Annotated in this window: 25 protein-coding genes; 17 read left to right on the forward strand and 8 right to left on the reverse strand. The window is 59.0% G+C overall.

Going from position 1 to position 26,747, the window contains the following annotated elements; genetic code table 11:
- Positions 1 to 40 precede the first annotated feature (40 nt).
- Entirely contained in the window at positions 41 to 1,951 is a 1,911-nt protein-coding gene (locus tag AFK67_RS18925) for an ABC transporter ATP-binding protein (protein WP_007720781.1), read from the forward strand.
- A 27-nt stretch (positions 1,952 to 1,978) separates the two neighbouring features.
- On the opposite strand, the gene AFK67_RS18930 is transcribed toward AFK67_RS18925, so the two are convergent.
- Positions 1,979 to 3,469, reverse strand: coding sequence for a nicotinate phosphoribosyltransferase (locus AFK67_RS18930; RefSeq protein ID WP_007720780.1), 1,491 nt, complete (start codon positions 3,467 to 3,469; stop codon positions 1,979 to 1,981).
- An 11-nt stretch (positions 3,470 to 3,480) separates the two neighbouring features.
- Positions 3,481 to 4,338 carry a ribose-phosphate diphosphokinase gene (gene prs / locus AFK67_RS18935; RefSeq protein ID WP_007720779.1) on the reverse strand — a complete coding sequence of 286 codons (858 nt, stop codon included), beginning with the start codon at positions 4,336 to 4,338 and terminating at the stop codon, positions 3,481 to 3,483.
- Positions 4,339 to 4,533: 195 nt separating this feature from the next.
- On the opposite strand from prs, the gene AFK67_RS18940 reads away from it, so the two are divergent.
- From AFK67_RS18940 to AFK67_RS18955, 4 genes are all read left to right on the forward strand, one after another.
- Positions 4,534 to 5,253, forward strand: coding sequence for an NUDIX hydrolase (locus tag AFK67_RS18940; RefSeq protein WP_007720778.1), 720 nt, complete (start codon positions 4,534 to 4,536; stop codon positions 5,251 to 5,253).
- 74 nt (positions 5,254 to 5,327) lie between these two features.
- On the forward strand, positions 5,328 to 6,344 hold the full coding sequence (locus tag AFK67_RS18945; protein WP_032967147.1) for a hydrolase: 1,017 nt from the start codon (positions 5,328 to 5,330) through the stop codon (positions 6,342 to 6,344).
- Entirely contained in the window at positions 6,345 to 6,563 is a 219-nt protein-coding gene (locus tag AFK67_RS18950) for a YheU family protein (protein WP_007720776.1), read from the forward strand. It begins immediately after the preceding gene.
- Positions 6,564 to 6,611: 48 nt separating this feature from the next.
- Complete coding sequence (locus AFK67_RS18955) at positions 6,612 to 7,481, forward strand: phosphoribulokinase (protein WP_007720770.1); 870 nt, start codon at positions 6,612 to 6,614, stop codon at positions 7,479 to 7,481.
- A 56-nt stretch (positions 7,482 to 7,537) separates the two neighbouring features.
- Here AFK67_RS18955 and AFK67_RS18960 read toward each other — a convergent pair whose 3' ends face one another.
- Entirely contained in the window at positions 7,538 to 7,942 is a 405-nt protein-coding gene (locus AFK67_RS18960) for an OsmC family protein (RefSeq protein WP_038884627.1), read from the reverse strand.
- A 308-nt stretch (positions 7,943 to 8,250) separates the two neighbouring features.
- Between AFK67_RS18960 and crp the strand changes: the two genes are divergently transcribed.
- Positions 8,251 to 8,883: a cAMP-activated global transcriptional regulator CRP gene (crp, locus tag AFK67_RS18965; RefSeq protein ID WP_000242758.1), complete on the forward strand. Its 633-nt coding sequence runs from the start codon at positions 8,251 to 8,253 to the stop codon at positions 8,881 to 8,883.
- A gap of 65 nt (positions 8,884 to 8,948) precedes the next feature.
- Complete coding sequence (locus AFK67_RS18970; RefSeq protein ID WP_007720766.1) at positions 8,949 to 11,033, forward strand: YccS/YhfK family putative transporter; 2,085 nt, start codon at positions 8,949 to 8,951, stop codon at positions 11,031 to 11,033.
- Here the strand turns inward: AFK67_RS18970 and argD are convergent, their stop codons facing one another.
- From argD to ppiA, 5 genes are all read right to left on the reverse strand, one after another.
- A complete protein-coding gene (argD, locus tag AFK67_RS18975) occupies positions 11,034 to 12,254 on the reverse strand; it encodes a bifunctional acetylornithine/succinyldiaminopimelate transaminase (protein ID WP_032967143.1) in 1,221 nt (406 codons plus the stop codon).
- An 86-nt stretch (positions 12,255 to 12,340) separates the two neighbouring features.
- A complete protein-coding gene (pabA, locus tag AFK67_RS18980; RefSeq protein WP_007720760.1) occupies positions 12,341 to 12,904 on the reverse strand; it encodes an aminodeoxychorismate synthase component 2 in 564 nt (187 codons plus the stop codon).
- 30 nt (positions 12,905 to 12,934) lie between these two features.
- Complete coding sequence (locus AFK67_RS18985; RefSeq protein WP_007720757.1) at positions 12,935 to 13,537, reverse strand: putative adenosine monophosphate-protein transferase Fic; 603 nt, start codon at positions 13,535 to 13,537, stop codon at positions 12,935 to 12,937.
- Entirely contained in the window at positions 13,527 to 13,697 is a 171-nt protein-coding gene (locus AFK67_RS22320) for a FicA/YhfG family antitoxin (protein WP_007720754.1), read from the reverse strand. Before AFK67_RS22320 ends, AFK67_RS18985 begins: the two co-directional genes overlap by 11 nt.
- A gap of 106 nt (positions 13,698 to 13,803) precedes the next feature.
- Positions 13,804 to 14,376 carry a peptidylprolyl isomerase A gene (gene ppiA / locus AFK67_RS18990; protein WP_007720751.1) on the reverse strand — a complete coding sequence of 191 codons (573 nt, stop codon included), beginning with the start codon at positions 14,374 to 14,376 and terminating at the stop codon, positions 13,804 to 13,806.
- Between the two features lie 275 nt (positions 14,377 to 14,651).
- On the opposite strand from ppiA, the gene tsgA reads away from it, so the two are divergent.
- The 10 genes from tsgA (at position 14,652) to AFK67_RS19040 (ending at position 26,648) form a co-directional block, all read left to right on the forward strand.
- On the forward strand, positions 14,652 to 15,839 hold the full coding sequence (tsgA, locus tag AFK67_RS18995; protein WP_007720748.1) for an MFS transporter TsgA: 1,188 nt from the start codon (positions 14,652 to 14,654) through the stop codon (positions 15,837 to 15,839).
- A 326-nt stretch (positions 15,840 to 16,165) separates the two neighbouring features.
- Entirely contained in the window at positions 16,166 to 18,712 is a 2,547-nt protein-coding gene (gene nirB / locus AFK67_RS19000) for a nitrite reductase large subunit NirB (protein WP_007720746.1), read from the forward strand.
- Positions 18,709 to 19,035, forward strand: coding sequence for a nitrite reductase small subunit NirD (gene nirD, locus AFK67_RS19005; RefSeq protein WP_007720743.1), 327 nt, complete (start codon positions 18,709 to 18,711; stop codon positions 19,033 to 19,035). Before nirB ends, nirD begins: the two co-directional genes overlap by 4 nt.
- 250 nt (positions 19,036 to 19,285) lie before the next feature.
- Positions 19,286 to 20,089 (forward strand): nitrite transporter NirC, encoded by an 804-nt coding sequence (nirC, locus tag AFK67_RS19010; RefSeq protein ID WP_007720737.1) that lies wholly within the window; start codon positions 19,286 to 19,288, stop codon positions 20,087 to 20,089.
- A 12-nt stretch (positions 20,090 to 20,101) separates the two neighbouring features.
- Positions 20,102 to 21,475, forward strand: coding sequence for a siroheme synthase CysG (gene cysG / locus AFK67_RS19015; protein WP_007720734.1), 1,374 nt, complete (start codon positions 20,102 to 20,104; stop codon positions 21,473 to 21,475).
- Between the two features lie 290 nt (positions 21,476 to 21,765).
- Positions 21,766 to 23,106, forward strand: coding sequence for a fructoselysine/psicoselysine transporter FrlA (gene frlA / locus AFK67_RS19020; RefSeq protein ID WP_007720730.1), 1,341 nt, complete (start codon positions 21,766 to 21,768; stop codon positions 23,104 to 23,106).
- Positions 23,107 to 23,127: 21 nt separating this feature from the next.
- Entirely contained in the window at positions 23,128 to 24,150 is a 1,023-nt protein-coding gene (gene frlB, locus AFK67_RS19025) for a fructoselysine 6-phosphate deglycase (protein ID WP_007720727.1), read from the forward strand.
- Between the two features lie 52 nt (positions 24,151 to 24,202).
- A complete protein-coding gene (gene frlC / locus AFK67_RS19030) occupies positions 24,203 to 25,033 on the forward strand; it encodes a fructoselysine 3-epimerase (protein ID WP_007720724.1) in 831 nt (276 codons plus the stop codon).
- The gene (frlD, locus tag AFK67_RS19035; RefSeq protein ID WP_007720722.1) at positions 25,030 to 25,815 is read left to right on the forward strand and encodes a fructoselysine 6-kinase; all 786 of its coding nucleotides are present in this window, start codon (positions 25,030 to 25,032) and stop codon (positions 25,813 to 25,815) included. Before frlC ends, frlD begins: the two co-directional genes overlap by 4 nt.
- A 101-nt stretch (positions 25,816 to 25,916) precedes the next feature.
- Entirely contained in the window at positions 25,917 to 26,648 is a 732-nt protein-coding gene (locus AFK67_RS19040; protein ID WP_007720719.1) for a GntR family transcriptional regulator, read from the forward strand.
- Positions 26,649 to 26,747: the final 99 nt, after the last annotated feature.

The raw sequence follows: 26,747 nt of genomic DNA on the forward strand, positions 1-26,747 counted from the left end.
TATAATGACAATTTAACATAGTCTGAATCTACGGCGCCTTATGATTGTTTTCTCCTCGTTACAAATTCGTCGCGGCACCCGCGTGCTGCTGGACAACGCCACCGCCACCATTAACCCGGGCCAGAAAGTGGGCCTGGTGGGTAAAAACGGCTGCGGCAAATCCACGCTGCTGTCGCTGCTGAAAAACGAGATAAGCGCCGACGGCGGCAGCTTCACTTACCCTGGCACCTGGCAGCTCGCCTGGGTGAACCAGGAGACGCCCGCGCTCCCGCAGCCCGCGCTAGAGTACGTCATTGACGGCGACCGCGAATATCGCGCCTTTGAGCACGAGCTTAACGAGGCGACCGGGCGCAACGACGGCCACGCCATCGCGACGGCGCACGGCAAGCTGGACGCCATCGATGCCTGGACCATCCGCTCGCGCGCCGCGAGCCTTCTGCACGGTCTGGGTTTCAGCAATGAACAGCTGACGCGCCCGGTGAGCGACTTCTCGGGCGGCTGGCGTATGCGTCTTAACCTCGCGCAGGCGCTGATTTGCCGCTCTGATCTGCTGCTGCTCGATGAACCCACTAACCATCTCGATCTCGACGCGGTCATCTGGCTGGAGAAATGGCTGAAAAGCTATAACGGCACGCTGATCCTTATCTCGCACGACCGCGACTTCATGGATCCGGTCGTGGATAAAATCATTCATATCGAACAGCAAAATATGTTCGAGTACACCGGCAACTACAGCTCGTTTGAGCGCCAGCGCGCCACGCGTCTCGCCCAGCAGCAGGCGACCTACGAAAGCCAGCAGCAGCGCGTCGCGCATCTGCAAAGCTTCATCGACCGCTTTAAAGCCAAAGCGTCCAAGGCGAAGCAGGCCCAGAGCCGCATCAAAATGCTGGAGCGCATGGAGCTGATTGCGCCTGCGCATGTCGATAACCCGTTCCACTTCAGCTTCCGCGCGCCGGAAAGCCTGCCTAACCCGCTGCTGAAGATGGAAAAAGTCAGCGCCGGTTATGGCGAACGCACCATTCTGAACTCCATCAAGCTCAACCTGGTGCCCGGCTCGCGCATCGGCCTGCTGGGGCGCAACGGCGCGGGTAAATCAACGCTTATCAAACTGCTGGCGGGCGAGCTGGCGCCGGTCAGCGGCGATATCGGCCTCGCCAAAGGCATCAAACTTGGCTACTTCGCGCAGCACCAACTGGAATTTTTACGGGCCGACGAGTCGCCGCTGCAACATCTGGCGCGCATCGCCCCGCGTGAAACCGAACAGCAGCTGCGCGACTATCTCGGCGGCTTCGGCTTCCAGGGCGATAAAGTCACGGAAGCGACCGAACGTTTCTCCGGCGGCGAGAAGGCGCGTCTGGTGCTCGCGCTCATCGTCTGGCAGCGCCCTAACCTGCTGCTGCTTGATGAACCGACCAACCACCTCGACCTCGATATGCGCCAGGCGCTCACCGACGCGCTGATCGAATTTGAAGGCGCGCTGGTGGTGGTCTCGCACGACCGTCACCTGATTCGCTCCACCACCGACGATCTCTATCTGGTGCATGATGGCAAGGTCGAGCCTTTCGACGGCGATTTGGACGACTATCAGCAGTGGCTGAGCGACGTGCAGAAGCAGGAGAACCAGGGCGACGATGCCAGCCGCGAGAAAGACAACGGCAACAGCGCCCAGGCGCGTAAAGATCAGAAGCGCCGCGAGGCGGAGCTGCGCACCCAGACGCAGCCGCTGCGCAAAGAGATAACCCGTCTGGAAAAAGAGATGGAAAAGCTCAACGCCACGCTCGCGGCCGTTGAAGAGAAGCTCGGCGACAGCGCCATTTACGATCCGGCTCGCAAAGCGGAGATGAATGAATGCCTGCAAACGCAGGCGAAGACCAAAGCGGCGCTGGAAGAGTGCGAAATGGCGTGGCTGGACGCCCAGGAGCAGCTGGAAGCGATGCTGCAAAACGACTAACCGGGCCCGCAGGCCCGGTTGGCTTGATTAACGCTGCGCCGCCAGCCGCTGGCGCAGCGTTTCCAGATGTTCCACGCCGTGCAGTTTGCCATCCAGGAAGCGGGTTTTCAGCTCGCCCTGCTGTTCCTGCTCCAGCGTCTGCTCGTCAAACAGCTGATACTCCCCTTCGTTGTTACGCTCCACCCGCAGGAGGCCGCGCGCTGAACGTTTCAGACCGTTGTCGGTTTTCGGCTCTTTGAAAATCATGCGGCCGACGCCGTTCACTTCACCGTAGGTGGCTTTCATCGCAAAGCCGAAGGTGTCGCGGGTGTTGTACTGGTAGGTAAACGAACCCACGCCGAACACCACGTTCGAACTGGCGAAGCCTTTCGCCGCCAGACGGCGCAGGATCTCTTCGGCGCGTTCCAGGGTGATGGAATCGCCGTAAATCAGGCCCACGTGCGGGTCGAGCACTTTAAAGCCTTTATCATTCACTGTGCCGCCGAAAATCTCCCACAGCACTTCTACCGAGCCTTTCTCTTCCGGCGTGCGGTCAGCGCGGGTGTCGTCATCCGCGCCGGTGCCGCACAGGATCTCTACCGGGTCGCCGCTGTCCGGGCGGAACACCACGCGGCCGTCACGCGCCATGATCTGCGTTTTCAGCTCCCGGGTATACTCGGTGATAACGCGCCAGTAATCCCAGGTATCGGACACAATCGAGACAAAGCCGTTCGGGTAGAGAGAGCAAATCAGGCGGCGGAACGTCTCGATCTCGCTCTCTTTCTCGCCCATGCACATCACGCTGTGCTCGGTCGCCGGAATAGAGGCGGCAATAAAACATTCCTGTCCCTGGGTGTAATAATCGCGGGCGTAGAGCATCGACGGAATATTATCGGTGCCTTTAAAGCTCAGCAGATGGCCGCTGCCCGCCTGCGCGGTATCCTGCAAGCCCGACATCCCGCGAAAGGAGAAGTCGTGGCACTGGAAATCCAGGTGGCTTACGTCAGAGCAGGTTTTCTCTGCCCAGTGTTCGCAGATTTTACGGTAGTGGTGCGCAATCGTGGCGTTGGTGGACGATTTCCACAGCTCCGCGGAGAGCACGGTTTCCAGGTAGTTCACCAGCCAGAAAAATTCCGGGATCGTGTTGGTGATGGTCAGCACCGGCACTTTCATCGCCACCTTGCTGCCTTCATCCAGCGCTTTGATATGCAGCGGCAGATAACCGAGCTGATGCAGCGCGCGAATATGATCTGCGCTCACCGCGCCTTTGCCGATATAGCTGTCCATCACGGCCTGATATTCGTCGACCACTTCCGCCTGCGGGCGGGCGAAAAACTGCTCGTTAAAGAGATCCACCAGGAACCACTGCAGGAATCCTTGTAAACCGAAGAACACCAGCTTGCCGTCCGCCACCGGAGAGTGGAAATGATTATCGCTGCGTGGCGTGAAGTTGGAATACACTTTGGTGGTGCCAGCCGGATACTGTTCGCGATGCGACACTTTGTAGCCATCAATAGCCAGAATCGGATTCATCTTCATCTCCCTTCTCCTTACGCGTTATAAATAGTATTGATATCAATCATTTCTACCCGATCCTGCGCCAGTGTCGCAGGCGCGAAAGAGGTGGTCGTATACAGCTGGTCAATGCCGTTATTCAGCAGGTTCTCGACGCCTTTGGAAAATACGCCGTGGGTAACGTACAGGCTGACGCTGCGGGCGCCCGCGTCGCGCAGCACCTGGGCGGAGCCGATAAACGTGCCGCCCGCGTCGCACAGGTCATCGACAATCAGCACCGCCTTGCCCTGCACATCGCCATCTACCAGACGAAAGCCAGTCAGCGCGCCGGTGGCGACATTGCGCTGTTTGGTCAGCGTGGCGAAGCCTTCAGCCCCGACCGCCTGCGCTACCGCGTGGATTTTTTTCAGCGCGCCGGCGTCCGGCGCGACCAGCATCAGCTCACCGGCCTTCAGGGCACTGACGAGCGTCGGGCTTTGCATCAGGCAGCGCTCCTGCGGGATGGCCACGAGATTATCGATGGCGGCCGCGGCGGCTTCACTGTGTGGATCCAGCACCAGCACTTTGTCGAAACCGAGCGTGTTTAGCTGGCGGGCAAACACTTTCAGCGCAAAGCTGTCGCCCGGCTGCATATGTCTGTCCTGGCGGGCATACGGCAGCCACGGCAGTTCCAGATGGCTGAAGCGGACATCGCAATGCTGACGTACTGCGTCGGTCAACTGCGCCAGCAGCATAAAGTCGTCCATCGTTTTCATGGCGGCGGCGCGAATACGCATCAGCGAGGCGACGCGAGGCAGCTCGCCGGTCACTTTCGCCCATACGGCGCCGTCAGGAAAACGCCCGGTCTGTGTTGCTATCTCTTGTCCGTCTACCATCAGTTGCGTCTGCATCATGTTCGCCCCGGTTAATGAGTTAATGTCCTTGCGACACATTTAATATTGTCCAAGAGACACTAATAAGCAAGCGAAAAATTCGCCGGCGTGGTTAAAAAATAGCATGTTGCTGAAAAATAAAGCAATAAAGGTTTGCTTTGCCCCGCTCTGTCGGGCTGGTAAACTTGTCTCTGAGACAATTAAACGGAGCGGCGCATGACCACTGAAGCAGAATATCTGGAAAACTACGATCCTGCGCGGTTCCCTTCGCCACTGGTAACCGTGGACAGCGTGCTGTTCACCCTGCATGACCAGGCGCTCTGTGTCCTGCTGGTGCAGCGCGCGCGTCAGCCGCAGCAGGGGCGCTGGGCGTTGCCGGGCGGCTTTATCGATATGCAAAAAGACGCCTCAACGCACGCCACGGCGCTACGCAAGCTGACCGAAAAAACCGGCGTGCGCCCGTCATGGCTGGAGCAGCTGGAGACCTTTTCCGGCCCGGATCGCGACCCGCGCGGCTGGAGCCTGACGACCGCGTGGTTTGCGCTTATCGCCTGGGTCGACTGCCAGCCGCATATCGCGTCGGTCAGCGATGCGCAGTGGGTGCCGGTGACGGCGCTGGATACCCTCGCGCTGGCGTTCGATCACCGCGCGATTATCGAGGCGGCGCTGCGCCGCTTACGCCAGAAGACGATGTACTCGCTTCTGCCGGTATACTGCCTGCCGGAATGCTTTACCCTGAGCCAGCTGCAGGAGGCGACGGAGATTATTCTCGGCCAGCCTATCCAGCGCAAAAGCCTGATCCGCCGCTTTGAGGCCTCGGGCATGTTTGAAGAGACCGGCGAGAGCGTCGCCACCGGCGCGCGTAAAGCCCGGCTCTGGCGGCGCAAGCCGGATGCGGATATTCATCTTTTCTCGCGCAATTTGCTGGCTGAGTGATCCGCATCAAACCATCAACAAAATGAATAACAATCGTTATAGTAGTTAGCGAACTAACCAACAGACAGCGTGCCATGGCCGACATTACCCCCGCAGAACTCCCTGCACTGAACACCGATTCTTCACACTTTCAGCCAATGCCGGGAGTCAGCAATCCGCATCTGCAAACCATGCTGCCGCGCGTTCTGCGCCGCCGGTTGCAGTTTGAGCCGCACTGGCAGCGGCTCGATTTGCCGGACGGCGATTTCGTCGACCTCGCGTTTAGCGAAAACCCGGAACAGGCGCGCCATAAGCCGCGACTGGTGGTGTTCCACGGACTGGAAGGCAGCCTGCACAGCCCCTATGCACACGGGCTTATCCACGCAGCGAAACAGCGCGGATGGCTCGGCGTGGTGATGCATTTTCGCGGTTGCAGCGGCGTGCCGAACAAATTGGGACGTATCTATCATTCAGGCGAAACCGAAGACGGCACCTTTTTCCTGCGCTGGCTCGATGAACGCTTCGGCACGGTGCCGACAGCGGCGGTCGGGTACTCGCTCGGCGGCAATATGCTCGGCTGCCTGATGGCGGAGATTGACGCCGCCTTCCCGCTTACCGCCGGGGTCATTGTTTCCGCGCCGTTTATGCTGGAGCACTGCTGCAATCATATGGAAAAAGGGTTTTCGCGCTTTTATCAGTTCTATCTGCTGAACCTGCTGAAAGCCAACGCGACCCGCAAGCTGAAGGCCTGGCCTGGCACGCTGCCCGTCGACCTCGCCCAGCTTAAACGCCTGCGCCGCATTCGCGATTTCGACGATCTCATCACCTCGAAGATCCACGGCTACCGCGATGCCGTCGATTATTACCAGCAGTGCAGCGCCCTGCCGCGGCTCGCGGCGATTACTCGTCCGACGCTGATTATCCACGCCAAAGATGACCCGTTTATGGATCATCATGTGATCCCCGACACGACCACGCTGCCTGCTAATATTGAGTATCAGCTGACGGAGCACGGCGGTCACGTGGGCTTCGTCGGCGGCACGCTGCGTCAGCCGAAAATGTGGCTTGAGCAGCGCATTCCTGACTGGTTAACCCCTTATCTGGACCGATAAATGATCATTCCCTGGCAAGACATCGCGCCCGACACGCTGGAGCGCCTGATTGAAGCCTTCGTCTTGCGCGAAGGCACCGATTATGGTGAACATGAACGCTCGCTTGAGCAAAAGGTCGCCGATGTACGGCGTCAGTTGCAAAGCGGCGAAGCCGTTCTGGTGTGGTCTGAACTGCACGAAACGGTCAATATCATGCCGCGCTCGCAGTTTCGCGGTTAACGTTGCCAGGCGGAGCCTTGCCCCGCCGCTTCAGGGAGTTGTCTCGCTATGTCTGCCAAACATCCGGTTATCGCCGTCACGGGCTCCAGCGGCGCGGGCACCACGACCACCAGCCTCGCGTTTCGTAAAATCTTCGCCCAGCTGAATCTTCACGCCGCCGAAGTGGAAGGCGACAGCTTTCACCGTTATACGCGCCCGGAAATGGACATGGCAATTCGCAAGGCGCGCGATCTGGGCCGCCATATCAGCTATTTCGGCCCGGAGGCGAATGATTTCGGCCTGCTGGAGCAAACCTTTGTGGAATACGGCCTGACCGGCAAAGGGCAGTCGCGCAAATATCTGCACACCTACGATGAAGCCGTGCCCTGGAACCAGGTGCCGGGCACCTTTACGCCCTGGCAGCCGCTGCCGGAACCGACCGACGTGCTGTTTTATGAAGGCCTGCACGGCGGCGTGGTGACGCCGCAGAACGACGTGGCGAAGCATGTCGATTTACTGGTGGGCGTGGTGCCTATCGTCAACCTGGAGTGGATCCAGAAAATGATCCGCGATACCAGCGAGCGCGGGCATTCCCGCGAGGCGGTGATGGACTCCGTGGTGCGTTCGATGGAGGATTACATCAACTACATCACGCCGCAGTTCTCGCGCACGCATATCAACTTCCAGCGCGTGCCAACGGTGGACACCTCTAACCCGTTCGCCGCCAAAAGCATTCCGTCGCTCGACGAAAGCTTCGTGGTTATCCATTTCCGCAACCTGGACAATATCGATTACCCCTGGCTGCTCGCGATGTTGCAGGGCTCGTTTATTTCGCACATCAATACGCTGGTGGTGCCGGGCGGCAAAATGGGGCTGGCGATGGAACTCATCATGCTGCCGCTGGTGCAGCGACTGATGGAAGGCAAGGAGATACAGTAACGCCGTATCGATAAGCCGTTGGGCGGGTCAGCGCAGCGCCGCCCGCCGTCACACGCTTACCCTTCTGTCACTTCGTACGAATGGGTAATATTCACGCCCTTGCCAAGCATCAAGGCGACCGAACAATACTTCTCCGCCGACAGGTCTACCGCACGCGCAACCGCCGCATCTTTCAACTCTTTACCCGTCACAACGAAATGCAGGTTGATATGCGTAAACAGGCGCGGCGCCTCTTCGCGACGCTCGGAGGTGAGCTTCACTTCGCAGTCGGTCACGTCGTGACGGCCTTTTTGCAGAATAGAGACCACGTCGATCGCGCTGCAGCCGCCGGCGGCCATCAGCACCATTTCCATCGGGCTCGGCGCTTTGTCGCCGGAGTTGCCATCCATCAGGATCTGGTGCCCTGACGCCGACTCGCCCAGGAAGGTTAAGCCTTCCACCCATTTCACTCGTGCGTGCATGATAATCGCTCCAGGCTATTCATTTTACTGACAGATTACTCGGCCCCGTCATAAGAGGCAACGGAAGGCGACCTGCGTCAAGCTGAAACGAGACAACAGGAGACACCTGTGAAAAGCTATGCTAAAACAGTCTGGATGCAGCGGCGATACATTGATGTTACGCATGTATGCAGAGGAGAGACAATTTATCGGCTGCGACGTCCACGGACAGCCAACTTCCCTGGATGCGGGAAGATGATGATTGCAAAGCCAGACAGGGGTTACGCGCCCTGTCTTTGGAGCCAGTTTAAAACAGAGGATAACCGCGCATGGTGCTTGGCAAACCGCAAACAGACCCGACTCTTGAATGGTTCTTGTCTCATTGCCACATTCATAAGTATCCATCTAAGAGCACGCTGATTCACCAGGGTGAAAAAGCGGAGACGCTGTACTACATCGTCAAAGGCTCAGTGGCAGTGCTGATCAAAGATGAAGAGGGCAAGGAGATGATCCTCTCGTACCTGAACCAGGGAGACTTCATCGGCGAACTGGGTTTGTTCGAGGAAGGTCAGGAGCGCAGCGCCTGGGTTCGCGCTAAAACTGCCTGTGAAGTGGCTGAGATCTCTTACAAAAAATTCCGTCAGCTGATTCAGGTAAACCCGGATATTCTGATGCGTCTCTCTTCGCAGATGGCGCGTCGCCTGCAGGTCACCTCTGAAAAAGTCGGTAACCTGGCGTTCCTCGACGTGACGGGCCGCATCGCGCAGACGCTGCTGAATCTCGCCAAACAGCCGGACGCCATGACTCACCCGGACGGCATGCAGATCAAAATCACCCGTCAGGAAATCGGCCAGATCGTGGGCTGCTCCCGCGAAACCGTGGGCCGTATCCTGAAGATGCTTGAAGATCAGAACCTGATCTCCGCGCACGGAAAAACCATCGTGGTTTACGGAACCCGCTAAGGTTCCTGAAAAAAACGGCGTGTCGCTTCGGTAACACGCCGTTTTTGTTTCTATACTTCTCCCCTATGTGGCGTCGTCTTATCTATCACCCTGAAATCAATTACGCTTTGCGGCAAACGCTGATCTTAAGCCTGCCGGTCGCAGTGGGATTGCTGCTGGGTCACTTACAACAGGGGCTGTTGTTCTCGCTGGTGCCCGCGTGCTGCAACATTGCCGGTCTCGATACCCCGCATAAACGCTTCTTCAAACGGCTCATCATCGGCGCGTCGCTGTTTGCGTTAAGCAGCCTCGCCGTGCAGTTTCTGCTGTTGCAGGCGGTGCCGCTGCCGCTCATTCTGCTGATGCTGGCGCTGCTGCTCGGCGTGACAGCGGAAATCAGCCCGCTGCATGCACGCCTGTTGCCCGCATCGCTTATCGCGGCGATTTTCACGTTAAGCCTCGCCGGGAATATGCCCGTCTGGCAGCCGATGCTGCTCTATGTTCTCGGCACGCTCTGGTATGGCGCGTTTAACGGCTTCTGGTTCTGGCTATGGCGCGAACAGCCACTGCGCGAGTCGTTAAGCCTGATTTATCAAAGCCTCGCCGACTACTGCGAGGCTAAATACAGCCTGCTGACGCGCCATACCGACCCGGAGCAGGCCTTGCCGCCCCTGCTGGTGCATCAGCAAAAAGTGGTGGATCAGATAAGCCAATGCTATCAGCAGTTGCAGATGCTGGCCGCGACCCGACAGAACGGCTACAAGCGCCTGCTGCGCGCCTTTCAGGTGGCGCTCGATCTCCAGGAGCATATCTCGGTCTCGCTGCATCAACCCGGTGAAGTGCAAAAGCTGGTGGAGCGCAGCCACGCTGAAGAGGTGCTGCGCTGGACGGCGCAAACCGTGGCGACGCGCCTGCGCACGCTCTCCGACGATATCCTCTATCACCGCTATTCGCGCCGCTTCACGATGGACAAGCAGATCGAGGCGCTCGCAAAAATCGCCCGCCAGCACCCTGACAACCCGGTCGGGCAGTTTTGCGAATACCATTTCAGCCGCATCGCCCGTGTGCTGCGTACCCAGCGCCCGCTTTATGCCCGCGATTTAATGGACAACGGTCAGCGCCGCCTGCCGCTCCTGCCCGCGCTGAAAAGCTATCTGTCGTTCAAATCGGCGGCGCTGCGCACGGCGGCGCGGCTTGGCGTGATGCTCGCGGCGGCGGGCCTGCTGGCGAGCGTGTTTCAGCTGCCGAAGCCGTACTGGATCCTGATGACGGTGCTCTTTGTTACGCAAAACGGCTACGGCGCGACGCGGGTGCGCATTCTGCACCGGGCGGGCGGCACGCTCGCCGGGCTTATCATTGCGGGCATCACGCTGCATCTGAACGTGCCGCAGGGCTATACGCTGCTCGGCATGCTGCTGGTGACGTTAATCAGCTATCTCATTATCCGGCGTAATTACGGCTGGGCGATGATTGGCTTCACCGTGACGGCAGTCTATTCGCTGCAACTGCTGACGCTCAACGGCGAGCAGTACATCGTGGCGCGCCTGATAGACACGCTGACAGGCTGTCTTATCGCCTTCGCGGGCATGGTCTGGCTCTGGCCGCAGTGGCAAAGCGGCCTGTTGCGCCAGAATGCGCACGACGCGCTGGAAGCCGACCAGGAGGCGCTGCGCCTGATCCTGAGCGACGATCCGCAGCCCGCGCCGCTCGCCTGGCAGCGAATGCGCGTCAACCAGGCGCATAACGCGCTCTATAACTCGCTTAATCAGGCGATGCAGGAGCCGGGCTTTAACAGCCAGTATCTGGAGGATATGCGCCTGTGGGTGACACACAGCCAGTTTATCGTCGAGCACATCAACGCGATAACGACGCTGGCGCGCGAGCAGTCCTCGCTGACGCAGGAAACGGCGGCGCGCTACTTACAGGCCTGTGAAATCGCGCTGCAACGCTGTCAGCAGCGGCTGGAATATGACGCGCCGGGCGAGACGCAAAACGAGGCGGTGCTGGAGGGCGAAGAGGTATTGCCGGAAGGGCCGCTCAGCGTGATGGAGCATCACCTGCTGCGTATTCTCGATCATCTGCGCACCATGCACACGATCTCTTCCGTGGCGTGGCGCCAGCGGCCCCACCACGGCATCTGGCTCAGGCGGCGCCTGAGCCAGTCACGCTGATTAGCCGTTCACCACGCGCGCCGCCGCGCGGGCAAAACGGGCCATGCCTTCGTCAATGTCGGTGCTCTCCACCAGCAGCGACGGCGCGAAACGCATCACGTCCGGCCCGGCGTTAAGCACCATTACCCCCTCGGCTGCTGCCGCGTAGAGCAGATCGCGCGCTCGTCCGTGGAAAGCGGGTGCCAGCTCGGCGCCAATCAGCAGGCCCAGACCACGGATATCGCTGAACAGGCCGTACTGCTCGCCGGTTTTCTTCAGATGCTGCACGAACTGTTCGCGCTTGTGCGCCACACCGTTCAGCACGTCCGGGGTATTGATAATATCGAACGCCTCGCCCGCCACCGCGCAGGCCAGCGGGTTGCCGCCATACGTGGAGCCGTGGGAGCCGACGTGAAACGCCGAGGCCACCTCATGCGTCGTCAGCATCGCGCTCACCGGGAAGCCGCCGCCCAGCGCTTTGGCGCTGGTGAGGATGTCCGGCGTCACGCCGTAGTGCATATAGGCAAAGAGCTTACCGCTGCGGCCCATGCCGCACTGCACTTCATCGAATACCAGCAGCGCCTGATGGGCGTCGCACAGTTCGCGCAGGCCGCGCAGAAATTCCGGCGTCGCGGCGGTCACACCGCCCTCGCCCTGTACCGGCTCCACCACGACCGCGCAGGTGTGGTCGTCCATCACCGCTTTAACCGCGTCGAGATCGTTAAAGGGCACATGGATGATATCTGCCGGTTTCGGGCCGAAGCCGTCGGAGTATTTCGCCTGGCCACCCACGGAGACGGTAAACAGCGAACGTCCGTGAAAGGCGTTATAAAACGCGATGATTTTGGTTTTGTATGGGCTGTGACGCGTGATGGCGTAATGACGGGCCAGCTTGAACGCGGTTTCGTTGGCTTCGGTGCCGGAGTTCATAAACACAACGCGCTCGGCGAACGTGGCGTCCACCAGCTTTTGCCCCAGGCGCAGCGCGGGTTCGTTGGTGAAAACGTTACTGGTGTGCCAGAGCGTTTCGCCCTGCGCTTTCAGCGCCGCCACCAGCCGCGGGTGGCAGTGGCCGAGCGCCGTCACCGCGATGCCGCCGGCGAAGTCGACATACTCGTTGCCCTGCTGATCCCAGACGCGGCTGCCCTTGCCTTTCACCGGAATAAATTCAGCCGGTGCATAAATTGGCAGGATCACTTCATCGAAGGTGGCGCGCGTAATTGCTGTTTTTTCAGTTGCCATTTCATGCCCATCCAGTAAATGTGCCATCGCACATGAAAAGATAAGCACAAAATATGAATAAAAAATCACTAAAAGGCAATAAAAATTCAGCGCGTCAGAAAGTTCGCCAGGAGCTGATGGCCCTGTTCGCTCAGAATGCTTTCCGGGTGGAACTGCACGCCTTCCAGCGCCAGATGGCGATGCCGGATGCCCATGATTTCGCCCTCGTCTGTCCAGGCCGTTATCTCAAACTCGGCGGGCAGCGTGGCGCGGTCGATAATCAGAGAGTGGTAGCGGGTCACGGTTAGCGGGTTATTGAGCCCGGCGAACACGCCCGTGTTGTTGTGCCGGATAGCCGAGGTTTTGCCGTGCATGACGTTCTGCGCGCGCACGACCGCCGCGCCAAATGCCTGGCCGATAGCCTGATGGCCGAGACAGACGCCGAGAAGGGGCAGACGCCCGGCGTAGCGGCGGATGACTTCCAGCGAGATACCGGCTTCATTGGGCGTGCAGGGGCCGGGAGAGATAACGATATGCGCAGGGGCCAGCGCGTCGATATCGTCAGGCGTCAGCTCGTCATTGCGCCTGACGACCACCTCTGCGCCCAGCTCGCTGAAATACTGAAACAGGTTCCAGGTGAAAGAATCGTAGTTGTCGATAAGCAGTAACATGGCGGCTCCGAAAAAAAGAACCGCGCCAGTTTACTCGCTTTCCCGTGCCTCGCTCACTACGCGCGCGAAGATTTTCTCAAGCGGCGCCAGGTCGCCCATCGCACCCGCCTGATTCGCGGCGCGCCAGTCGTTGACATCGACATCCCGCCAGTCGAGGCTGTAGCCCGCGTGCAGCGCCAACTGTTCAAAGAACACGCGCTGGGCGCGCCCGGTGCCGGTACGAAATGGATGCAGTACGTTGATTTCACAGTAATAGTGCGCAAGACGCGCGACAAACGCGTCCGGCTCCAGCCCGACGAGATAATCCTCATCTTCCAGCGCCTGCATCAGCGCGTTGCCCTCTTTTTCGAGATATTCGAAATGCGCAAAGCGGGTCTCGCCCTGGTAGATATCCACTTCTCGCAGCTCGCCCGCCCACTCGTAGAGATCCTGAAACAGCTGGCGGTGGATAGCACACAGGTGCGGCAGCCCGCGCTGGACGGGGCCGAGTTCAAGCGTCGCCGCGCGCAGCGAGGTCAGCTCGCGCTCGGCGTGTTGCAGATCCTGCGCGGCATGAATGTTCAGCCGGTTGCGCAGCACATCGCTACCGGACCAGAAATAGGGGTCGCGCCCGTCGCCGAATTTATCGCTCATAGTGCCCCCTCAGCTCTTCAATGCGCGCCAGCGCTTCTTCGCGGGATAAGGTCACCAGAGGCACCTCGATGCCTTCCAGCCGGTTGCTGGCCTGGAAATTGTGATTTTTCTGCGCGTCCCAGAGCCGGGACTTTTGTCTGTCGGTGAGTTTTCTGGCCATTTTGCCTCCCTGAACGTAACCCCGTGTGCCACAAGTATAAGCAGCAATGGGCCGGTTTGCCGGGAGCGAGACGACGCGGGCAAGCCTGCCCGCGTCAGGAAGAGGGTTACGGCAGGACTTTCGCGGAGAGGATCACCACCGGTTTGGACGGCACATTCTGGTACGGGCCGACGTCGTGGGTCTGCACCTGGGCGATTTTATCGGCGACGTCCATGCCTTTGACCACTTTACCGAAAACGGCGTAGCCGAAGTCGCGCTGGCCGTGGTTCAGGAAGGCGTTGTCGGCGACGTTAATAAAGAACTGGCTGGTGGCGCTGTCTTTATCGGCAGTGCGCGCCATTGCGATGGTGCCGCGCGTGTTCGGCAGACCGTTATCCGCCTCGTTTTTCACCGGCGCATTGGTCGGTTTCTGCTGCATATCCGCCGTGAAGCCGCCGCCCTGCACCATAAAGCCCGGGATCACGCGGTGGAAAATGGTGTTGTTGTAAAAACCGCTGTTGACGTAATCAACGAAGTTTTTAACCGACGCAGGCGCTTTCTGGCTGTTCAGTTCCAGCTCAATATTTCCCGCAGAGGTGGTAAGCAGAACGTGCGGGTCGCCTTTTGCCGCCAGCGCGGCAGGAGAAAGGGCAGAAAGCGCGAATACAGCCGCAACAGCCGCCAGTGTGGATTTGAGCATGACGAATTCCTTACGAAGCAGAAAAAAGCAAGTGGGTCGATTCTAAATAGCGATCGCATGACGTGCCAGAGATTTACCTGGTTTTACGTACCAGCGCGCAGCGAAAACGCGCTCATCGGATCAGGCGTGTGAAATTATGTGACGACCATCATATAAACAATGTCGTTTTACACAGCATGTGATCAATGATTGTTTTATTGGATCACATTACGCCCTAGAATGCCCATGTTCACGGCGCCGTCAACGCGCTTTACACTTCTATTCACAGGCCAGTCATGACTAACAGCAACCGTATTAAGCTCACATGGATCAGCTTTTTTTCCTACGCCCTCACCGGCGCGTTGGTAATCGTCACCGGGATGGTGATGGGCAATATCGCAGACTATTTCCATCTGCCGGTATCCAGCATGAGTAACACCTTTACCTTCCTGAACGCCGGGATCCTGATCTCTATCTTTTTAAACGCCTGGCTGATGGAAATCGTGCCGCTGAAAACCCAGCTGCGCTTTGGCTTTGTGTTGATGGTGCTCGCCGTCGTCGCGCTGATGTTCAGTAAGAGCCTGACGCTCTTCTCCGGCGCGATGTTCGTGCTCGGCCTGGTGAGCGGGATAACGATGTCGATCGGGACCTTCCTGATTACGCACATGTACGAAGGACGCCAGCGCGGCTCCCGCCTGCTGTTTACCGACTCCTTCTTCAGCATGGCCGGGATGATTTTCCCGATGGTCGCCGCCTTCCTGCTGGCGCGCAGCATTGAATGGTACTGGGTTTATGCCTGCATCGGCCTGGTCTACGTGGCGATTTTCATCCTGACCTTCGGCTGCGATTTCCCGGTACTTGGCAAACATGCTCCGCAGGAAAACCAGCCGGTCGCCAAAGAAAAATGGGGCGTGGGCGTGCTGTTCCTCTCCATCGCCGCGCTCTGCTACATTCTGGGCCAGCTCGGTTTTATTGGCTGGGTGCCGGAGTACGCCACCAAAGGCCTCGGCATGAACCTGAACGACGCCGGTACGCTGGTGAGCAACTTCTGGATGTCTTACATGGTTGGCATGTGGGTCTTCAGCTTCGTTCTGCGCTTCTTTGACTTGCAACGTATCCTGACCGTGCTGGCGGGTCTCGCCACCGTGCTGATGTACTTCTTTATTACCAGCAAGCCGGAACATATGGCGTGGTTCATTCTGGCGCTCGGGTTCTTCTCCAGCGCGATTTATACCACCATTATTACGCTCGGCTCGCAGCAGACCAAAGTCTCCTCGCCGAAACTGGTTAACTTTATCCTCACCTGCGGCACCGTCGGCACCATGCTGACCTTTATCGTGACCGGTCCGATTGTGGCGAATCACGGTCCGCAGGCGGCGCTGTTTACCGCTAACGGTCTTTACGCTGTGGTGTTTGTGATGTGCTTTGCGCTGGGCTTTGTGACCCGCCATCGCCAGCACGCGAAAACCGCGGCGGCGCACTAAGCCTCCTCTGTCCCTTCCCGCCAGGGAAGGGACAACTTTCCTTATCTTCCCCCACCGTTTTCGCTTCTCGTCCTGCCCTCGTTTGTGCCTTTTTTCACGCTACACCCGCTATTCATGCCGTAAACCATTCTGGCGAAAATTCATTCCACCACGGTTCAAAAAACGAACATTCGCGAAACTCTAATCAATTCCAGCACTTATAAAAACCTACAAAAATCAAGGATATACCCATTAAGAGGTATATAAAGGTGTAATTGATTTACATCAATAAGCGGGGGGGCTGAATCGTTAAGGTAGGCGGTAATAGAAAAGAAATCGAGGCAAAAATGAGCAAAGTCAGACTCGCTATTATCGGTAACGGCATGGTTGGTCACCGCTTTATCGAAGACCTTCTCGATAAAGCCGATCCAGGCCAGTTCGACATCACCGTCTTCTGTGAGGAGCCGCGCATCGCCTATGACCGCGTGCACCTCTCTTCCTACTTCTCTCATCATACCGCTGAAGAGCTGTCGCTGGTCCGCGAAGGCTACTACGACAAGCACGGCGTGAAAGTGCTGGTGGGCGAGCGCGCCATCACCATCAACCGCCAGGAGAAAGTGATCCACTCCAGCGCCGGGCGCACTGTCTATTACGACAAACTGATTATGGCGACCGGCTCCTACCCGTGGATCCCGCCGATCAAAGGCGCCGAAACGCAGGACTGCTTTGTCTACCGCACCATTGAAGATCTGAACGCGATTGAAGCCTGCGCACGCCGCAGCAAACGCGGCGCAGTGGTGGGCGGTGGTCTGCTCGGGCTTGAAGCCGCGGGCGCGCTGAAAAACTTAGGCGTCGAAACCCACGTTATTGAGTTCGCGCCGATGCTCATGGCCGAACAGCTCGACCAGATGGGCGGCGAGCAGCTGCGTCGTAAAATCGAAAGCATGGGCGTCAGGGTGCATACCAGCAAAAACACCCAGGAGATCGTGCAGCAGGGCGTCGAAGCCCGTAAAACTATGCGCTTTGCCGATGGCAGCGAGCTGGAAGTCGACTTTATCGTCTTCTCCACCGGCATCCGCCCGCGCGACAAACTGGCTAAACAGTGCGATCTGGCCATCGCCCCGCGCGGTGGCATCATGATTAACGATCGGTGCCAGACTTCCGACCCGGACATCTACGCTATCGGCGAATGCGCCAGCTGGAACAGCCGCGTCTACGGCCTCGTGGCGCCGGGTTACAAAATGGCGCAGGTGGCGGTCGACCATATTCTTGGCAACGCCAGCAACTACTTTGAAGGTGCAGACCTCAGCGCCAAACTGAAACTGCTGGGCGTGGATGTCGGCGGCATCGGCGACGCGCATGGCCGCACGCCGAAATCCCGCAGCTATGTGTTCCTCGACGAAAGCAAAGAAGTCTACAAACGCCTCATCGTCAGCGAAGACAATAAAACGCTGCTCGGCGCAGTGCTGGTGGGCGATACCAGCGATTACGGCAACCTGCTGCAACTGGTGCTGAACGCCATTGAGCTGCCGGAAAACCCGGACTCGCTGATCCTGCCGTCGCACGCGGGCCAGGGCAAACCGTCTATTGGCGTCGATAAACTGCCGGACAGCGCGCAGATTTGCTCCTGTTTTGACGTCACCAAAGGCGCGCTTATCGCCGCTATCAATAAAGGCTGCCACACCGTTGCGGCGCTGAAAGCGGAAACCAAAGCCGGTACGGGCTGCGGCGGCTGTATCCCGCTGGTGACGCAGGTGCTGAACGCCGAGCTCGCCAAACAGGGCATCGAAGTGACCAACAACCTGTGCGAGCACTTCGCTTACTCGCGCCAGGAGCTTTACCACCTGATCCGCGTCGAAGGCATTAAATCCTTTGACGAACTGCTGGAAAAACATGGCCAGGGTTACGGTTGCGAAGTGTGTAAACCGACCGTCGGCTCCCTGCTGGCCTCTTGCTGGAATGAGTACATCCTCAAACCGCAGCACACGCCGCTGCAGGATACCAACGACAACTTCCTGGCAAATATCCAGAAAGACGGCACTTACTCGGTCATCCCGCGCTCCGCGGGCGGCGAAATCACCCCGGAAGGGCTGATGGAAGTGGGCCGCATCGCCCGCGAATTTAATCTCTATACCAAAATCACCGGCTCTCAGCGCATCGGCCTGTTCGGCGCGCAGAAAGATGATCTGCCGGAAATCTGGCGTCAGCTGATTAACGCGGGCTTTGAAACCGGTCACGCCTACGCCAAAGCGCTGCGCATGGCGAAAACCTGCGTCGGCAGCACCTGGTGCCGTTACGGCGTCGGCGACAGCGTGGGCTTCGGCGTCGAGCTGGAAAACCGCTACAAAGGCATCCGCACCCCGCACAAAATGAAATTCGGCGTCTCTGGCTGCACGCGCGAATGCGCCGAAGCCCAGGGCAAAGACGTGGGCATCATCGCCACCGAAAAAGGCTGGAATCTGTATGTCTGCGGCAACGGCGGCATGAAACCGCGCCACGCCGACCTGCTGGCGGCGGATCTCGATAAAGAGACCCTGGTGCGCTATCTCGACCGCTTCATGATGTTCTACATCCGCACCGCCGACAAACTGACGCGTACCGCGCCGTGGCTGGACAACATGGAAGGCGGCATCGACTACCTGAAGCGCGTCATTATCGACGACAAACTGGGCCTCAACAGCCAGCTGGAAGCCGAAATGACCCGCCTGCGCGAGGCGGTGATTTGCGAGTGGACCGAAACGGTCAACAACCCGCAGGCGCAGGGCCGCTTCAAACACTTCGTCAACAGCGATCGCCGCGACCCGAACGTGCAGGTGGTGCCGGAGCGCCAGCAGCATCGTCCGGCCACGCCTTATGAGCGTATCCCCGTCACCTTCGTGGAGGAAACCGTATGAGCCAGTGGAACACCATTTGCAAGCTTGAGGATATTGTCCCGGCAACCGGCGTCTGCGCGCTGGTCGGTAAACATCAGGTGGCGGTTTTCCGTCCGCGCGCTAACGAAGAGGTCTACGCCATCAGCAATATCGACCCGTTTTTCGAGGCAAGCGTCCTGTCGCGCGGCATTATCGCCGAACATCAGGGTGACCTGTGGGTGGCAAGCCCGCTGAAAAAACAGCGCTTCCGCCTGCGCGACGGGCTCTGTATGGAAGATGAAAGCCGTTCCGTAGCGCATTTCGAAGCACGCGTGAAGGACGGTCAGGTACAGGTTAAGGCGTAACCTTCCGGGTTTCCGGCGGGTGCGCTGCGCTTACCCGCCCTTCGGCCCGATACACGTTCCAGGGTGGATAAGCGCAGCGCATCCACCACGGCGCTTAACGCGCCAGCACTCAAAAAAAATGTTCCATCGGCGTTCCGCTTACCGGGGCGCCCGTTAAGGACAACAACAAATACGCGCGCGGGACACCGACGCGCCGCCATCAGGCGAACTTTTTACTTTTTGATTTCACTCACTTTTTAGGATAACCACTATGTTTACCGACACGATCAACAAGTGCGCGGCGAATGCGGCCCGCATCGCTCGCCTCTCGGCAAATAATCCTCTGGGTTTCTGGGTCAGCTCCGCGATGGCGGGCGCCTACGTGGGGCTCGGGATTATTTTGATTTTCACGCTTGGCAACCTGCTTGAGCCTGCCGTGCGTCCGCTGGTGATGGGCGCTACGTTCGGCATCGCGCTGACGCTCGTCATTATCGCCGGCTCCGAACTTTTCACCGGTCACACCATGTTCCTGACGCTCGGCGTAAAAGCGGGCGCCATCAGCCACGGTCAGATGTGGACTATCCTGCCGCAAACCTGGCTTGGCAACCTGGCAGGGTCGGTGTTTGTCGCCCTGCTTTACAGCTGGGGCGGCGGTAGCCTGCTGCCGGTGGACACCAGCCTTCTGCACACCGTCGCGCTCGCGAAAACCAGCGCCCCCGCCGCCGTGCTGTTCTTCAAAGGCGCGCTCTGCAACTGGCTGGTCTGCCTCGCTATCTGGATGGCGATCCGCACCGAAGGCGCGGCCAAATTCATCGCTATCTGGTGGTGCCTGCTGGCCTTTATCGCCTCAGGCTATGAGCACTCCGTCGCCAATATGACGCTGTTCGCGCTCTCCTGGTTCGGCCATCACAACGAGGCCTTCACACTCAGTGGTATCGGCCATAACCTCTTGTGGGTAACCCTCGGCAATACCCTTTCTGGCGCCGTGTTCATGGGTTTGGGTTACTGGTATGCTACCCCGAAAGCAGAGCGCCCGCAGGCTGCCGCGCAGACCGCACCAGAAACCGCTCGTTAAGAAGGATACGCCGTGGATCACCTGCCGATATTTTGTCAGTTACGCAATCGCGCCTGCCTGCTGGTCGGCGGCGGCGATGTTGCGGAGCGTAAAGCGCGTCTGCTGCTGGAGGCAGGCGCTACGCTTACGGTCAATGCGCTGGCGTTTGCGCCGCAGTTTGAAGCCTGGGCTGAACAGGGCATGCTGACGCTGGCACCGGGCGCTTTTGACGCCCGCCTGCTGGATGAATGCTGGCTGGTGATCGCCGCCACGGATGATGACGAGGTCAACAACGCCGTCAGCGACGCCGCCGAAGCGCGCCGTATCTTCTGCAACGTGGTGGATGCGCCGAAACAGGCGAGCTTCATCATGCCGTCGATTATCGACCGCTCGCCGCTGATGGTGGCGGTCTCCTCCGGGGGTACCTCGCCGGTGCTGGCCCGTCTGCTGCGCGAAAAGCTCGAAGCGCTGCTTCCTCAGCACCTCGGCAAAGTCGCCGGTTACGCCGGGCAGCTGCGCCGCCGCGTGAAACAAACCTTCAGCTCCATGAGCGAGCGCCGCCGCTTCTGGGAAAAATTTTTCGTCAACGATCGCCTTGCACAGTCGCTGGCGAACGACGACGAACAGGCCGTGACCCGCATTACCGACACGCTGCTCAACGAACCGCTCGACGATCGCGGCGAGGTCGTGCTGGTGGGCGCAGGGCCGGGCGATCCGGGGTTGTTAACCATCAAAGGATTACAGCAAATCCAGCAGGCGGATATCGTGGTTTATGACCGCCTGGTCTCAGATGACATCATGAATCTGGTGCGCCGCGATGCCGATCGCGTGTTTGTCGGCAAGCGCGCTGGCTTTCACTGCGTGCCGCAGGAGGAGATTAACCAGATCCTGCTGCGCGAGGCCCAGCGCGGTAAACGCGTGGTGCGCCTTAAAGGCGGCGATCCGTTTATCTTCGGGCGCGGCGGCGAAGAGCTCGAAACCCTTTGCGAGGCGGGCATTCCCTTCTCGGTCGTGCCGGGCATTACGGCAGCGTCCGGCTGTTCCGCCTACGCGGGCCTGCCGCTGACCCACCGCGATTACGCCCAGAGCGTGCGCCTCATCACCGGCCACCTGAAAAACGGCGGCGAGTTCGACTGGCACAATCTGGCGGCGGAAAAACAGACGCTGGTGTTCTATATGGGCTTAAACCAGGCCGCCGCGATTCAGGAAAAACTCATTGAGCACGGCATGGATCCGGCGATGCCGGTCGCGCTGGTGGAAAACGGCACCAGCGTGAAACAGCGCGTGGTGACAGGCGAATTAACCGGGCTTGGCGCGCTGGCGCAGCAGGTGGAAAGCCCGAGCCTGATTATTGTGGGCCGCGTCGTGGCGCTACGCGATAAGCTCAACTGGTTCTCGTCCAAATAACCCTTCTCAGGCCAGCACCGCTGGCCTGAAACTTTCTTCTCTTATATTTCAAATACATAAGTCATAAATATATTACATATCGCTAACATACGGCGATTTTGTGATCTGCCTCGCCAATACAATTCATCATATGTTGTTATATTCGTTATGCGTCATCTCATTATGAAAACAGCATAGCGACTCTTTTCATGGCCTGCGCCGTTTCGGGTCATGCGGCCTCCTGCTGCCTTCATTCCGACGATGCGCTCTGAACCCCTACAACTCCATTTGAAAACTAAAAAGGTAACGATATGGAAGGCCAGGAACTCCAACGCAAGCTCGGCTTCTGGGCCGTGCTGGCCATTTCCGTCGGAACGACCGTCGGTTCCGGTATTTTCGTTTCGGTTGGTGAAGTAGCGAAAGCGGCAGGCACCCCGTGGCTGACGGTGCTCGCTTTCGTGATTGGCGGTTTAATTGTTATCCCGCAGATGTGCGTCTATGCGGAGCTCTCCACCGCCTACCCCGAAAACGGCGCAGATTATGTCTACCTGAAAAACGCCGGTAGCCGACCGCTGGCGTTTCTCTCCGGCTGGGCCAGCTTCTGGGCCAACGACGCGCCCTCGCTCTCGATCATGGCGCTGGCGATTGTCAGTAACCTCGGTTTTCTGGTCGTCATCGACCCGCTGACCGGCAAGCTTATCGCCACCGGGCTGATACTCGCGTTTATGCTGCTGCACCTGCGCTCGGTGGAAGGCGGGGCCACGTTCCAGACGCTCATTACCATTGCCAAGATCATCCCCTTCGCCATTGTTATCGGCGTCGGCATTTTCTGGCTGAAAGGCGATAACTTCACCGCGCCCGCCACGACGGCCACCACCGGCGCGGCGGCAGGCGTGATGGCGCTGCTGGCGGGCATCTCCGCAACCAGCTGGTCTTACACCGGTATGGCGTCTATCTGCTACATGACCGGCGAAATCAAAAACCCCGGCAAAACCATGCCGCGGGCGCTGATTGGCTCCTGCCTGCTGGTGCTGGTCCTCTACTCGCTGCTGGCGCTGGTGATTTCCGGGCTGATGCCGTTCGACAAGCTGGCCGCCTCCGGCACGCCGATTTCCGATGCGCTGACGTATATTCCGGCGCTCGGCAGCGTGGCGGGCATTTTTGTCGCCGTCACCGCGATGATTGTGATTCTGGGGTCGCTCTCCAGCTGCGTGATGTACCAGCCGCGCCTGGAGTACGCGATGGCGAAAGACAATCTATTTTTCAAATGCTTCGGCCACGTTCACCCGAAATACAACACGCCGGACGTCTCGATTATTTTGCAGTGCGCGCTCGGTATCTTCTTCATTTTTGTTTCCGACCTGACCAGCCTGCTGGGCTACTTCACGCTGGTGATGTGCTTTAAAAACACCCTCACCTTCGGCTCCATCATCTGGTGTCGCAAGCGCGAAGACTACAAACCGCTGTGGCGTACCCCGGCCTTCGGCCTGATGACCTTCGCCGCCATCGCATCAAGCCTCATCCTGGTCGCCTCCACCTTCGTGTGGGCGCCCGTTCCGGGCCTTATCTGCGCCCTGATTGTTATCGCCACCGGCCTGCCCGCTTACGCCTTCTGGGAAAAGCGCAACCGCCGTCTGGCTCACATTTCTTAACCCTGTCTGGAGAGTCGTTTCATGCTGAACATCGATAAAAGCACCGTAGATTTCCTGGTTACCGAAAACATGGTTCAGGAGGTGGAAAAAATTCTGGAGAAGGATGTCCCGCGCGTGCATGCCATCGTCGACGAGATGATTAAGCGCGGCATCGACCGCATCTACTTCGTCGCCTGCGGCTCGCCGCTTAACGCGGCGCAGACGGCGAAGCACCTCGCGGACCGCTTCTCCAGCCTGCAGGTTTACGCGATCTCCGGCTGGGAGTTCTGCGACAACACGCCGTACCGCCTGGATTCAAAATGCGCGGTGATTGGCGTCTCCGATTACGGCAAAACGGAAGAGGTCATCAAAGCGCTGGAACTGGGTGCCGCCTGCGGCGCGCTGACCGCAGCCTTCACCAAGCGCCCGGACAGCCCGATTGTGCAGGCCGCCGAACACGTGGTGGCGTATGAAGCGGACTGCATCTGGGAGATTCATCTGCTGCTCTGCTACAGCGTGGTGCTGGAGATGATCACGCGCCTTGCGCCACATGCCGAGACCGGCAAAATCAAAAACGATCTGCGCAAGCTGCCGCAGGCGCTGGGCCATCTGGTGCGCACCTGGGAAGAAAAAGGCCGCCAGCTGGGCGAGCAGGCGTCGCAGTGGCCGATGATCTACACCGTGTCCGCAGGCCCGCTGCGCCCACTCGGCTACAAAGAGGGGATCGTGACGCTGATGGAATTTACGTGGACCCACGGCTCGGTCATTGAGAGCGGCGAGTTCCGCCACGGGCCGCTGGAAATCGTCGAGCCCGGCGTGCCGTTCCTTTTCCTGCTGGGCAATGATGAGAGCCGCCATACCACCGAGCGCGCGATCCGCTTTGTACGTGAGCGTACCGATAATGTCATCGTTATTGACTACGCCGAAATCTCGCAAGGCCTGCACCCGTGGCTCGCGCCGTTCCTGATGTTCGTGCCGATGGAGTGGCTCTGCTACTACCTCTCCATCTACAAAGACCACAACCCGGACGACCGTCGCTATTACGGCGGCATCGTCGAGTATTAATTCCCCCGCCCGGCCTGCGCGCGGGCCGGGCATTGATGCAAGGAGAAGGGTTATGAAAACGGGTATGTTTACCTGCGGGCATCAGCGTTTGCCGCTGGAGCACGCCTTTCGCGACGCGCACGAACTGGGCTATGACGGGCTGGAGCTGTGGGGCGGCAGGCCGCACGCGTTTGCGCCGGATCTCAACGCCGGCGGCATTAAGCATGTGAAAGAACTGGCGCGGGTGTATCAAATGCCAATCATCGGCTATACGCCGGAAACCAACGGCTATCCGTATAACATGATGCTGGGCGATGAGCGGATGCGTCGGGAAAGTCTCGATATGATTAAGCTCGCGATGGAAATGGCGAAAGAGATGGAGGCGGGCTTTACGATGATTTCCGCCGCCCATGCGGGTTACCTCTCGACGCCGGATGCAATCTGGCAGCGCCTTGCCGATAACCTGCGCGAGTTGGCGGATTTCGCAGAAGATATCGGCATGGACCTGCTGTTAGAGCCGCTCACGCCTTATGAATCTAATGTGGTCTGCAACGCTAATGACGTGCTGCGGGCGCTCTCAATGGTGCCTTCGCCGCGCCTCAACAGCATGGTCGATATCTGCGCGCCGTTTGTACAGGGCGAGCCGGTGATGAGTTACTTCGATAAGCTCGGCGATAAGCTGCGTCATCTGCATATCGTGGACAGCGACGGCGCGAGCGACAGCCACTATATCCCCGGCGAAGGCAAAATGCCGCTGCGCGAGCTGATGCGCGACATTATCGACCGCGGTTACAACGGCTATTGCACTATCGAGCTGGTCACCATGTATATGAATGAGCCGCGGCTTTATGCTCGCCAGGCGCTGACGCGCTTTCGCGACCTGATGCCAGAGGAGGCGCTATGAAAAAGCTGGCGACAGTCGGCGATAACTGCGTCGATATCTATCCGCAGCTCGGCAAGGCCTATTCCGGCGGCAACGCCGTCAATGTGGCAGTTTACAGCACCCGCTATGGCATGCAGCCCGCCTGCGTCAGCTGGGTCGGGGATGACGAGTATGGGCAGATGCTCAGACGCGACCTGGCGCAGCACGGCGTGGATATCTCGCATTTGCCTGTCAAACCGGGCGTGACGGCCCAGACGCAGGTAGAGCTTCGCAACAATGACCGCATTCTTGGCGACTATACCGAAGGCGTAATGGCAGACTTCACGGTGAGTGAAGACGATCTTCGCTGGCTGTCTGGCTTCGATATCATTCACTCCGCCATCTGGGGCCATGCCGACACGGCGTTTCCGGCCCTGAAGGCGGCCGGGAAAACGCTCTCGTTTGATTTCGCGGATAAATGGGAAAGCCCGCTGTGGCGCACGCTGCCGGAACATCTCGATTACGTGTTCGCCTCTGCGCACGAAGAGACGCCCTGGCTGCGGGACCGCCTGCAAACGGTGGTGGAGTGCGGCGCTGGTGTCGCTATCGCCACGCTCGGCGAGCACGGCAGCCTGGCGTGGGACGGCGCCCAGTTCTGGCGGATGCCGCCGGAGCCGGTCGAGGTCGTCGATACCATGGGGGCCGGGGACGCGTACATCGCCGGTTTCCTCTGCGCTGTCGCGGTGGGGCTGCCGCTGGTTGATGCGATGAAACAGGGCACCCGATGCGCCGCGCAGACGATCGGTTATCACGGTGCCTGGTAAGGGCAACGTTGGCGTGACGTCGCTCACGCCAACGTCCTGTCACTCCCCGATAAAGACTCTTATAATCATCCCCACGTTTTCTCCAATTTCAGGGTCGATTCATGCCAGCTACGGAGCGCTACTCCCATCAACTCCTTTATGCCACCGTGCGCCAGCGCCTGCTTGATGACATTGAGCACGGCGTCTACCAGGCCGGTCAGCAGATCCCGACGGAAAGCGAGTTGTGCGCGCTCTACGACGTCAGCCGCATCACCATTCGCAAAGCCATCAGCGATCTGGTGAAAGATGGCGTGCTGATCCGCTGGCAGGGAAAAGGCACGTTTGTCCAAAGCAAGAAAGTGGAAAACGCCTTGCTGACGGTAAGCGGCTTTACCGATTTCGGCGTCTCGCAGGGCAAGCCGACCAAAGAAGAAGTGATTGAGCAGGCGCGCGTCAGCGCCGATCCGTTTTGCGAGCGGCTCAATATTCCGGGCGGCAGCGAGATGTTCCTGCTGCGCCGGGTGATGTATCTCGACGGCGAGCCGCTGTTTATCGACGGCTCCTGGATCCCGCTTGCCCGCTATTCGCGCTTTGACGAAATCTATACCGCGGGCGCCTCAACCTATCAGCTGTTTCAGGAACGCTTCGACACGCAGGTGGTGAGCGATAAAAAAACTATCGATATTTTCACCGCCACCAAATCCGAGGCGCAGTGGCTGAAATGCGAGCTGGGCGAGCCGCTGTTTCGCATCAGCAAAATCGCCTTCGACCAGCACCAGCGCCCCGTGCACTATTCCGAATTGTTCTGCCGCGCTAACCGCGTCACCCTGACCATCGACAACCAGCGGCGCTGACACACAGCGCCCGCGCCGGGCTTACGCTCGCCGCAAGTCCGTTTGCCGACATTGACTCCGCTCCCTGAAAACCGCATATATCCTCCCGGCATGAATCAT

The organism is Cronobacter dublinensis subsp. dublinensis LMG 23823 (assembly GCF_001277235.1).
In the GTDB taxonomy this organism is placed as follows: Bacteria; Pseudomonadota; Gammaproteobacteria; order Enterobacterales; family Enterobacteriaceae; genus Cronobacter; species Cronobacter dublinensis.